This window comes from Defluviitalea phaphyphila (assembly GCF_001466305.1).
GTDB classification, from domain to species: Bacteria; Bacillota; Clostridia; order Lachnospirales; family Defluviitaleaceae; genus Defluviitalea_A; species Defluviitalea_A phaphyphila.
Map to the genome: position 1 here is coordinate 1 of NZ_JWID01000053.1, position 2,116 is coordinate 2,116.

Genomic DNA, 2,116 nt, shown 5'->3' on the forward strand with positions numbered 1-2,116 from the left:
AGGAATAAAAATAGTTCTTAAAAAAGGAGGAGATCTATGGGATGACTTAAATAATGTAATATATAACAATATAACAAGTAAAATAATATGTCAAGAATGTCCTGCAGGCGTTGCAAAAGTATCTAATCTTTCAGGGAATACATCGAAGAATTTGTTAAAGTTATATGATAATGCCAGAACTAAAATTGTTGAGGGTACTTATGTAAAATTAAAAAATGGCATTATAAAAGTATCAGATGCATGGGTCAGAAAATAAATTTGGAGGTCATATTTATGGATGAAAAAATAAAAAAATTAATTTTAGATGGTAATTTTGATGAAGCACAAAAGATTGCAAAATCTTTCGATATTGGATATATAAGAGAATTATTAATTGATTTATGCTATGAAACCGAAAATATTATTGTATATTCATTTGTATATAATATGTTATGCAAAGAAGAAAGTTCAGAATTACATTATATTGCTTCAGAATTACTTTCTATGCCTTTATGTCATGTTACTGGAGCATATAATAGTGCTTTATTCCATGCGAGAAGAGCAATTGAATTAGACCCCAATAATATAAGTTATAAAGAATATATATTACTATTTTATAATTTGCCAGAAAGATTAATTAGCGAATACGAAGCCAAAAAAATTGCTCAAGAAGTTATAGAAAAGATGCCTAATAGTAAGGCTGCTCTTGATATATTAAATATTAAATAATGTGAAAAAATGCACCTATAATGTTTTAAACAGTTGGATAGGTTGTCGTTCTCTTGCGGACCACTTTAGGTTGACGCTGTAATTGAGGTCGCCACCATTTCTTGTAGAGATATATAAGTGTTTGGATATTGAAAACTAAATATATTATACAAGGAGTGGTGATTATGAAAAATAGATTAAAATATGCCTTTATATGTATATAGAAGAAGTGCTATGGTTAAAGCACTAGCAAAGGCAAAGATACAACTCCATGAATAATTAGTAAAGAATTATATAAGTTACAAGAAGTTCTTTAGCGAGATTGATGGGAAAACTGCCTAGCCTTTTGGTATAAGTATCCTTCTCCATCTACCCTTAAAAATACTTGTATTAAAGAACTAACGACCTTTCAAGTAGCAATGCTTGTTTGACAAGAAAAGAAGAGAGTATCTTAAAGTTAGTTGAAGGAGATGAAGATATCTATAGAGAATATCAGTCTAGTAGAGATGAATCGGTTAGAAGTTATGTTCGGTGATATAAATAGGTTTAGAAACGCTAATAAACTAGCAAGATATGCAGGAGTAGCACCAACAAGATTTTCTTCTGCTGGGAAAGGTAAAGATACTAAAGGAACTCAAGGTAATAGAACCCTTAATGGAGTATTATATTCCCTAGCAATGCAACAAATTCAATTAACTAAAGGTACTAAAAGACCAAGAAATCCAATACTATTTGAATACTATCAAAATAAGATAAGTGAAGGCAAGACAAAAACACAAGTCCTTATATATATTCAAAGAAGATTAGTAAATATAATCTATGGAATGATGAAAAACAAGACAGAATCAGTTAGTAGTGAAACAGTATTAAATACTTTCAAGAATCCAAAGGTTATAGTAGAACAGTGAGGTGGAGAACGAGAAATAGTGAGTAATATTTTTAATGGATATTGTTTGATATATGAGAGTCAAATAAATGAAGGTATTTGTATTGAGATAATTCATGAATTAATGGAACTGAAAAGGGAAGAATATCTTGTGGAAATTAAACAGAATGTAAAAAAAGGAAGTACAACAGATGACATATACGAAATTTGTAAGAGTTGTCCTAATTCTCCACAAGAGTGGAAAGATTAGCAACATTACACTAAATCAAATTGCTGGAATCGATAAATACTAAAGGTACTGTAATATATGAAGGTACAGCGGCAATTTAAACAATAAATGGTGGTGAAAGTCAATTGTTAGGTGGTGGCAATCAAGTATATATTCCGGAGGTGAATGCAAGTTGGTTCAAGTAGAATGTGATTGTAAAGAAAGGTATGGTATAGAAATTAATTCCTGTTAATGTCAATATCTTTTTTAACATTTTTGCAAAAATAATTTTTAACACTTTTGACTAATTATTTTTAGAATTATTATCAAATATT

General features: G+C 29.3%; 4 protein-coding genes. All 4 read left to right on the top strand.

Annotated elements, in window-relative coordinates; translation table 11 throughout:
* Positions 1 to 256: hypothetical protein (locus OM90_RS12920; RefSeq protein ID WP_160323682.1), on the top strand; the 256-nt coding region annotated here is incomplete at its 5' end.
* A 17-nt stretch (positions 257 to 273) separates the two neighbouring features.
* Entirely contained in the window at positions 274 to 708 is a 435-nt protein-coding gene (locus OM90_RS12000; RefSeq protein WP_058487092.1) for a hypothetical protein, read from the top strand.
* A gap of 449 nt (positions 709 to 1,157) precedes the next feature.
* Complete coding sequence (locus tag OM90_RS13295) at positions 1,158 to 1,595, top strand: IS110 family transposase (protein ID WP_058487094.1); 438 nt, start codon at positions 1,158 to 1,160, stop codon at positions 1,593 to 1,595.
* 18 nt (positions 1,596 to 1,613) lie between these two features.
* On the top strand, positions 1,614 to 1,823 hold the full coding sequence (locus OM90_RS12010) for a hypothetical protein (protein ID WP_058487093.1): 210 nt from the start codon (positions 1,614 to 1,616) through the stop codon (positions 1,821 to 1,823).
* Positions 1,824 to 2,116 lie beyond the last annotated feature (293 nt).

Excerpts from the sequence above, each read along its gene's own strand:
- OM90_RS12000 (WP_058487092.1), top strand. The coding sequence starts at position 274 with ATGGATGAAAAAATAAAAAAATTAATTTTAGATGGTAATTTTGATGAA.
- OM90_RS13295 (WP_058487094.1), top strand. The coding sequence starts at position 1,158 with ATGAAGATATCTATAGAGAATATCAGTCTAGTAGAGATGAATCGGTTA.